The sequence below is a fragment of the uncultured Novosphingobium sp. genome (assembly GCF_964277725.1).
Classification (GTDB): domain Bacteria; phylum Pseudomonadota; class Alphaproteobacteria; order Sphingomonadales; family Sphingomonadaceae; genus Novosphingobium; species Novosphingobium fluoreni.
This window is the reverse complement of the sequence record NZ_CAXYKL010000162.1, coordinates 1-8,254: the sequence shown is the minus strand read 5'-3', so window position 1 is coordinate 8,254 and position 8,254 is coordinate 1. Positions and strand designations below refer to the sequence as shown.

Sequence of the window (8,254 nt, the reverse complement as noted above, 5' to 3'; positions counted from 1 at the left end):
GCGACGATGCAGGCCTTCGCCGCGATCGGGTTTCCGCAGGCGTATTTTGTAACGCCAGTCACGTCGGACAAGCGGTTCGGGCGGGTCCATAGCGCCAACAACATGGCGCCGGAATGGTCGACCGCTTACCCGGAGCGCTTGCGCTATGAGGACCCGTTGCCCGATCTGGCTTTGCGTCAAGCCGGTCCGATCCGTTGGAGCGAGGCGCGCGCGATCGAGCCGCCCGGGCGGGGCGAAACGGCTTTCTATGCTTTCCTTGCGGACCTGGGTTTTGAAGAGGGCTTGGCCTTGCCCACGTATGGTCCAGGGGCGCGCACCGGCTTCGTCGGATTGCCCGCCGGGCCCGATAGCCAGACCGATGAGGAAACCGCCGCCGCCGCGCATGCGATCGCGCAAATGTCATTCCTGCGCTATTGCGAGCTGATCGACACGCAAGACCCTCTCGACGTGCGCTTGTCCGAGCGTGAACTGGACGTTGTGTACTGGATCGCGATGGGAAAGAGCAATTCGGTGATCGCGGAAATCCTCGGCATCTCGGCCGAGACCGTCGACAGCTACGTGCGCCGCGCGTTTCGCAAGCTGGGGGTTTCGGATCGCACATCCGCCGTGCTGCACTCGGTGCTCGCTGGCCATCTCTACACCGGCCCGTTCCGCCCTACGCCCGAGCAGAAACCCGCGGAAGAAGGCGTGGCCGAGTGACGCGATAAAAGTCCGCTTTAGCGAGCAGGCCATCGCTGGTCCTAAGCTGCCGCCAAGGAGCCAAGCCGGGGAGTTTGATAATCGTCAATCGCGGGTAGGGCCGACCGCCTCACCCTCGAGATAGCGGGCAATGCGGTCGATCATGTCCTTGGGGATGCGGCGGGCGATTACGGGCATGGTCGCCTGCGTCTGGCGGGCGTCGATCTCCTTGTCGTCGCCCCGCATCTGGCGCAGGCGTGCGGCGATGTAGCTGGCTTTCTGGCCGGCGATCACTGGGTACGGCTTGCCGGGGACGTGGCAACTGGCGCAGGCGGGCAATTGCTGGGCGGGCAAGCCCATCTCGACGATCTGCCTGGCTTGTGCATCGTTGACGGCGGCCGTGGCCTTCAGGCCGGGCATTGCGGCGAACCGCGTCGACAGGTCCCGCATGTCATCAGCGGACAAGCGTGCGGCGGCGTGACCCATCACGGCACTTTGCCGGGCGCCGCTTTGATAGTCGCGCAAAGCTGCCATCAGCACTTCGGCTTTCTGGCCACCTAGATAGGGAATATCCGGCGCGCCGCGCCCGCGCCCGTCGGCACCGTGGCACCCGGCGCAGGACTCGAAGGTATTCGAGCCGGTGAGGCGGGCAACGCCGCCAGTCAGTTCTTCGTAGCGGCGCGGCGTCATGGTCGGCAGGAGGCGAACAAAGGCCACCATGCGGCGCACCTCGTCATGCCGCTCTCGCGCAGGCCAGGCTGGCATGCCGGTGAATTTGACGCCGTGGTCTAGGATCCAGAACAGCTGCCGGTCCGACCACTCCGGCGCGGTCTCCATCAGGTTGGGCGCGGGTGGCGTGGCGGCCTGAAACACCGGCGAGGGCTTCACGCCTGGGGCACCGTGGCACGATGCGCACGAGGCCGCGAAATGTCCGGCTGCGCTGACGAGGCCGGAGGGATCGGAGGCGTCGCGCGGACTGCCAAGGGCGCTGCGCGTCTCCACGGAATTGCGCATCACCCAGTGCAGGAACCAGTCGCTGATGGCCCAGTGCCCGCTGGACGCCGAGACATTGATCAGCCCGGACCATGCGACGGCAAGCCCCAGGACAGCGGCGGCAAGAATGCCAAGGATCGCGCGTTTCCAGGTGATCAGCATTTTACGCTCTCCTGCCGCAGCAGCCCCCCAAGCACGGCAAGGGCACCCAGCAGGTAGGCCACTCCACCGATCATCAGCATCACCACGCCGGACAATTGCTGATCCTGCAGCGATGTCAGGCCTTCCGGCACGCCATGAGTCATGCCGTATAGCGTGCGCGGGGCCAGAGCGATCAGCGCGCCCAGCAAGGTCATATGCATTGAGGTCAACAGCAACGCGCCCACGCCGCTGGCCCGCGCGTCGGCCGGGCGGGAGATCACCGCCGACCACAGCAGGAACCCCGCACCCAGGAAGCAAGCCTGCTCCACCAGCATTGCCGCCGCCGAATGCGCGGCCATCGCGCGAACGGTGGGCAAATGCCATGACCAGACGATCGCCAGTTCAACCAGGCTCATGACGAAGGGCGTGACGAGCCGTGGCCAGCGTTGCGCCGGATCATACCGGGTGCCGCGCGTGCCGATGGCCAAGAGCGGAGCCGCGATGGCGACGGCGGTCATGTGGCCAATCATGTGCCCGGTCATGCCGAAGTGAGATACGGCGATGCCGCCCACCATGAGTGCACCGGCGGCGACGAGGGGCACCGGGTTCACCGGCAGTCTTCCAGGATCAAGACCGGCGCGGCGGTAAAGATGACGCCGATAAGGCTGAGGCCCGCCAACAGCATGGTGGAGTAGGCGATAAAGCGTAGCCGATCGCTCTCCGTACTGTGTTCGTGCGGCGCCGGATCTCCCGGTACGCGGGACTGGATCACGGCGATATAACCGGAGATCGCGATCACGAGCAGAGCCAGCCCCGTCCCCACCCAATAGACCAGCGGTTCTTCTGCGAATTGGCCCGTCTTGGCGCAATAGACGGCGGCCCAAAGGTAGGAAAACAGGAAGTGAACCGCCCAAGTCGTCGGCGCGACGATGAGCGTCCACAAGGTCGCCTGGAGCGAACCGATGTGGCTATGCAGCTTCCGGATCATGCGACCTCCGGGAACAGGCCGAGCGTGCACCAAGTCACGATCGCGGTGAAAACCATGAAATGATGATACAAGGTGACGTTGCGAATATCGGCGTCGTACTGCGCCGTCATGCGGCCGGCGAGGCTGCGGGCCAGCGCATAGAACTGCGCGATCGCACCTACGCCCGAATGCGCCACGGTCCAGATCGCCAAAGTCCAGACGATCGCCGGGTAGCTATGCGCCGTGGGGTCGAGGCCGCTGAGCCATGGTCCCGCCAAGCCTGCCGGGATTGCGAGAACCGACAAGAGCCCGGCAGTGCCTAGCAACAGACGTGTCGGCATGGCCGCGCCGCGCTTGTTCATCGTTCGCGCCATTATCGTCGCCACCCAGCTGGCGAGCGTGATGGCCAAAGCGATCATCGGCCAGCCAAGGCCCGGTCCATCGGCCCATGGCGGAGGGAACTCGGGATGGATCGTCCAAAAGAAGTAATAGCCGAAGACCAGCCCGGAGAACGCGGTGGCATCCGCCATCATGGTGATGAACATTGCCCACCAGCCCGGTGCTTGCGGGCCGGAAATATAAAGCGGCAGTTCCAGCCCGTGGCCGATGGGTTTCAGCGGTTTTTCGGGGATCTCCGCCGTCGTCCACAACCACCGCAGCGTTACCGCCAGCGTCAGGACACCGGAGACAAGCGCGGCCCAATAAAGGTGGTAGGTGGTGAAGATGAACACACCGCCCAGCGCGAAAGCGGTCATCATCGGCAACCATGATGGGCCGCCCAGGCGAACCACCGCAAGCGGGCGCGCATCGAGAACCGTAGTACTGATCGTCTCGCGCCGTCCTTCCTCTGCATCGGGCAGAAAAAAGCGGCCTTCGTCCACCTTGCGCATGAAGTCGGGCTGGTCCCAGATCGGATAGCGCGTCTCGATCAGCGGCACGGAGCGGATGCCCCAGTTCTCGTCCTCGGGCAGTGCCAGCCACTCCAGCGTGCCGGCGTTCCACGGATTGCGCGCGGCCTTGGCGCGCCGTGGAGAGAGGCACAGATCGACGACGACCACCAGCATACCGGCGGCAAAAATATACGAGCCCACCGTAGAAAGCATGTTGAGCCAACCGATCCCCAGCTCCGCCGAATACGTCACCACACGGCGCGGCATGCCCAGCAGGCCGGAGAAATGCATCGGGAAGAACGTCAGGTTCGCGCCGGCGAACATGATCCAGAAGGCGGTGCGGCCCAGCTTATCGCTCAGCTTCTTCCCCGTGATCAGCGGCCAATAGTAATAGAGCCCGGCGATCAGCGGCAGCAGCGTGCCACCTATCAGAACATAGTGCAGGTGGGCGACCACGAAGTACGTATCATGTGCCTGCCAGTCGAACGGCACGATCGCCACCATTACCCCGGTCAGGCCGCCGATCACAAAGATGGCCAGGCTGCCGGTTGCGTACAGCATCGGCGTGGAAAAGATCACGCGGCCTGCCGCGATGGTGGCGATCAGTGCGAAGATCTGCACGCCGGTAGGGATAACCACTGCTTGGCTGGCAGCGGAAAAGAACGCCAAGCTGATCTTCGGCAGGCCGGTGGCGAACATGTGGTGGACCCACAAGCCGAAGCTGAGGAACGCGGTGCCGACGGCCGCCAGCACGATGTAAGGATAGCCCAGCAGGTGGCGCTGCGAGAAAGTGGGCACCAGCATCGCGAACAGCGCGATCGAGGGCAGGAAGATGATGTAGACTTCGGGGTGTCCGAAAATCCAGAACAGGTGCTGCCACAACAGCGGATCGCCGCCCTTGCTGGCATCGAAGAACGGCCACCCCAGCAGGCGCTCCATCTCGAACAGTAAGTCACCCGCGATCAACGGCGGAAAGGCGAAGAGGATCATCACCGCCACGACCAGGATGTACCAGGCGTAGAGCGGCATCAGGTTCAGCCGCATCCCGGGCGGGCGGAACTTGAGGATGCCGACGATCAGCTCCACCGCCGCCGCCACGGACGACACTTCGATGAAGGACAGGCCCAGCATCCAGATGTCCGCGCCCAGGCCGGACAAGTCGGTTCGCGTGGTGAAGGGCGGGTACATGAACCAGCCACCGTCCGGCGCGACGTTGAAGAATATCGAGCCGAGCACGAACACGCCGCCCAGCAGGAAGCTCCAGTACCCGAACGCCGAAAGGCGCGGGAAGGGCAAGTCGCGCGCGCCCAGAAGTTGCGGAAGCAGGATGATCGATACCGCCTCGAACATCGGCACCGCGAACAGGAACATCATCGCCGAACCGTGCAGCGTGAACAACTGGTTGAAGGTCGCCGGGGAGACTAGATCGTTGTCCGGCACCGCCAGCTGCGTGCGCATGATCAGCGCCAGCACGCCTGCGAACAGCATGAAGCCAAACGCGGTCAACGTGTACCACACGCCGACCCGGTTGTTGTTGGTGTCCGTCCAACGCAGGAAGAGACCCCGGGGCGGTTCCCACGCGGCGCGGAGCCGTTCCTCTTGGGCATGGCGCAGCGCCAGATCGTCTTGATCGTGCAGGCTCAACGCAGCTCTCCCAGATAACGGGCGATGTCACGGGCGTCCGCCTCGGGCATCTGTGGGAAGGCCGGCATGCGCGAGCCGGGCTTTACCTCGGACGAGGCGCGGATGAAGCGAACCAGCGCATCCTGGGTGACGGGCAGCGCGCCCGCGCCGATGCTGCGCCGCGCGGCGATATGCGTCAGGTTCGGGCCAACGGTGCCGGACTGATCTGTCCCGCCGATGGCATGGCAACCGCCGCAGCCATAGCTGGCGAACAGGGCCCGCCCGCGTCCATCGATCGGTTTCGCAGGTCTGCGCTCAGCCGCCAGCCATCGGTCAAAGGCGGCAGGCTCCATGGCGACGACTTCAAAGGCCATCCAGGCATGGGAAAGGCCGCAGAACTCCGTACATTGTCCGCGATAGCCCCCAGGCTTGGTCGCCTTGACAGGCAATTCGTTCACGCGGCCCGGGATCATATCCATCTTGCCGGCCAGGCCCGGTATCCAGAAGCTGTGCACCACGTCCGAAGCGGTCAGGCGGAACAGTACGGTGCGGCCAACCGGAATGCGGATCGCATTGGCCGAAATCACCGGCTCGCCTCCAGGCGGGGCGTAGCGGACGCGCCACCAGAACTGTTCGCCGGTCACGTCGATCTTCAAGTCCGCCGCTTTGACCGGGCGTGGGCGCATCTGCGGCAGGCTGTAGACGAGCAGGCCGAGCAGCAGGACCGCAGGCAGGATTGCTCCCAGAATGACGATCAGACGCTCTCCGCTGATCAGCGTGAGCGAACCCTCGGGTGACTTGACCGCCCAGCGCATCAACAGAGCCAGTGCGATCGCGATGACGACTGCACCCACCACCATGACGATGGTGAGATGCTCGATCGCGGCGGCATCCTCGCCGAAAGGGGCGAGGGCTGATTGATGGCGATTGCAGCCGCTCAGCAAAGCCAAGCCAGCCCCCGAAACAATCGGCTTCGCCAAGTGTGACAAAGTGTTTCGCGATCCCATCACAGGGATCGATCCCGCGCGAAACCAGTCTGATCGGACAGCCGCCCAGGCAAGACCGATCGATGGATACCGCGCAAGAGAACATGCCACCGCCTCATCCCACCCCTGTCGCATTGATAAGAAATATCGTTTTTTCCAGTACTTGGCATCGGGCGGATTTGCCGCGACGGAGGTATGGGTGGCATAGGAGCGGATGTGCCCCGTAAGACCGGGACTGCATGGCTTACGAAATGTTCGCCACAGCGCCCCGGTTCCCGGATAGGACGCGCGAGTCCCCCCACACTCCCTTCTCGCCGCAGACCTTGCCGCCTTGGCGGTGACCCATGCGCCGGTGCCCCCGCACCGGGCCGATCTTTCCGGAAGCCAAACGCAGTGAACCGCGCGGGCGCTTGCGCTGCCGGGTCGAGGTCCTTCGGGTCGTCTTGAAGGGCGTGGCGGGGCCAGTTCGGACGTGAACTGGCCCCGCCATCGTTATGTATTCCGTCGGGATCGCGGGCTCGAACTTAACGGATTTTATACCGCTTTTGGTGACAATGGCGCATGTCCGCTGAGATACCCAGACGCGCTGTCCGCAAATCGGTGACATTGCCCACGCAATGCCGCACGACCAACGGCTTGCGCGACGTGGGAGAGATATCGGACATTTCGACTCAGGGGTGTTGCATCCGCACGGACCGCGTGATGTTTCGCGTAGGGTCGCATGTCGTCATCCGGCCTGAGGGCATGGAGGCGCTAGGGGGTACGGTCCGTTGGATCGCTGGGGATTGTGCGGGGCTGGAATTCGACCGGCCGATTTACGCGCCGATGCTGGATCACTTGGCCAAGCTGCACGAAAAGGGCGAGCAAGTACCCGTTTCGCGCGACTGAGTTCCGGTCGTTCCTGACCGACATTCCGCTTTCTAGCCGCGCCGGGCCGTTGCCGCTCGCTGGCTCAGCACGGGATAGCCGCGTCCCTCCTCGATCTCGATCCAGGCCTCCCCATCGCGTTCGGTGCGGCGGGGTATGATCATCGCGACCGGATGCCGCGCAAGATCCTGAAGAACGTCGGCGTACTTTCCATGTTGCGCCAAGCGTTCCAGATTGCGGACGGTGGGGAAGATCAGTTTGATCTCGCCACGCTCTGCCAACCCCAGCGCCTCTTCAGCGCTGGCCCAGAATAGCCGGGTGTTCTCAGTCGCATCGATCTCGATATCGACTGCGCCGGTTCCCAGGTTCACGATGAAGAAACGAGTGTCGAAAGCGCCGTCCCATGGCGGGCACCAATGCGTGTAGAGGGTCAGACTATCCGGATCGATTGTCCAACCGAAAGTCTCCAACACTGTTGCCAGCGTGCCCTGGGCCAGCAGAAGCTTACGCGCTTGCGCGGCGGCCTCCGCCGTCACGGCCTCGCGAATGGCGACAACCAGGCCGGTCTCCTCCAGCGTCTCGCGAATAGCGGCGATGCGGGCGGCGGCGATCTCCTGATCGTCGTGAGGCATCAGCTCTGCGGCCAGTATGCGATCGGCGGGATCGACCTTGCCGCCAGGAAATACCGCTGCCCCGCCGGCGAAGCGCATTTCCTTGGCGCGCTGCACCATCAGCAGTTGGGGCGGACCGATAGGGGCGTCGCGAAAAATGATAACGGTCGCTGCGGGAACGGTGGCCAATCCCTCAAGAACGGCTGGCTTGTCGCTGGTAGTGCTCATGCGTTCAGTCTTGCCGCATACAATGGGCAACGCAAGACGAACCGGGGGCAAGGCAATGTCGGAATATCTTACAAGTTAAGATGCGGGTAACCGTGGGCCGTTGTAAAACCGGCGGATTTATGCCGTCTTCGGAAATTGGCACGGTCCATGCTAAACAAGTGACGTACTCCCGAGTACGTCTCGAACTAGAGGCGGGGCTGCCCAAATCTCCGGCCCCGCCTCCCCCGAGCCCCCCTCCTTCCAGATATGTGACCCAAACGAAAAACGGCG

Annotated in this window: 8 protein-coding genes; 2 read left to right on the top strand and 6 right to left on the bottom strand. The window is 63.8% G+C overall.

Annotated elements, in window-relative coordinates; all coding sequences use genetic code 11:
* On the top strand, nucleotides 1–699 hold a 699-nt coding region (locus tag ACHWRX_RS09335; protein ID WP_394658982.1), incomplete at its 5' end, for a LuxR C-terminal-related transcriptional regulator.
* Nucleotides 700–783: 84 nt separating this feature from the next.
* Here ACHWRX_RS09335 and ACHWRX_RS09330 read toward each other — a convergent pair.
* From ACHWRX_RS09330 to coxB, 5 genes are read right to left on the bottom strand one after another with little or no spacing between them, the layout of a single operon-like run.
* On the bottom strand, nucleotides 784–1,833 hold the full coding sequence (locus ACHWRX_RS09330; RefSeq protein WP_394658981.1) for a c-type cytochrome: 1,050 nt from the start codon (nucleotides 1,831–1,833) through the stop codon (nucleotides 784–786).
* The gene (locus ACHWRX_RS09325) at nucleotides 1,827–2,423 is read right to left on the bottom strand and encodes a cytochrome c oxidase assembly protein (protein WP_394658980.1); all 597 of its coding nucleotides are present in this window, start codon (nucleotides 2,421–2,423) and stop codon (nucleotides 1,827–1,829) included. Before ACHWRX_RS09325 ends, ACHWRX_RS09330 begins: the two co-directional genes overlap by 7 nt.
* On the bottom strand, nucleotides 2,420–2,800 hold the full coding sequence (locus tag ACHWRX_RS09320; protein ID WP_058736105.1) for a hypothetical protein: 381 nt from the start codon (nucleotides 2,798–2,800) through the stop codon (nucleotides 2,420–2,422). Before ACHWRX_RS09320 ends, ACHWRX_RS09325 begins: the two co-directional genes overlap by 4 nt.
* The gene (locus ACHWRX_RS09315; protein WP_394658979.1) at nucleotides 2,797–5,313 is read right to left on the bottom strand and encodes a cbb3-type cytochrome c oxidase subunit I; all 2,517 of its coding nucleotides are present in this window, start codon (nucleotides 5,311–5,313) and stop codon (nucleotides 2,797–2,799) included. Before ACHWRX_RS09315 ends, ACHWRX_RS09320 begins: the two co-directional genes overlap by 4 nt.
* Nucleotides 5,310–6,242, bottom strand: coding sequence for a cytochrome c oxidase subunit II (gene coxB / locus ACHWRX_RS09310; RefSeq protein ID WP_394658978.1), 933 nt, complete (start codon nucleotides 6,240–6,242; stop codon nucleotides 5,310–5,312). Before coxB ends, ACHWRX_RS09315 begins: the two co-directional genes overlap by 4 nt.
* A gap of 597 nt (nucleotides 6,243–6,839) precedes the next feature.
* Here coxB and ACHWRX_RS09305 point away from each other — a divergent pair.
* Complete coding sequence (locus tag ACHWRX_RS09305; protein ID WP_183616690.1) at nucleotides 6,840–7,166, top strand: PilZ domain-containing protein; 327 nt, start codon at nucleotides 6,840–6,842, stop codon at nucleotides 7,164–7,166.
* Nucleotides 7,167–7,198: 32 nt separating this feature from the next.
* Here the strand turns inward: ACHWRX_RS09305 and ACHWRX_RS09300 are convergent, their stop codons facing one another.
* Nucleotides 7,199–7,984, bottom strand: a complete 786-nt coding sequence (locus ACHWRX_RS09300) for an NUDIX domain-containing protein (protein ID WP_394658977.1) — start codon at nucleotides 7,982–7,984, stop codon at nucleotides 7,199–7,201.
* Between the last annotated feature and the right edge of the window lie 270 nt (nucleotides 7,985–8,254).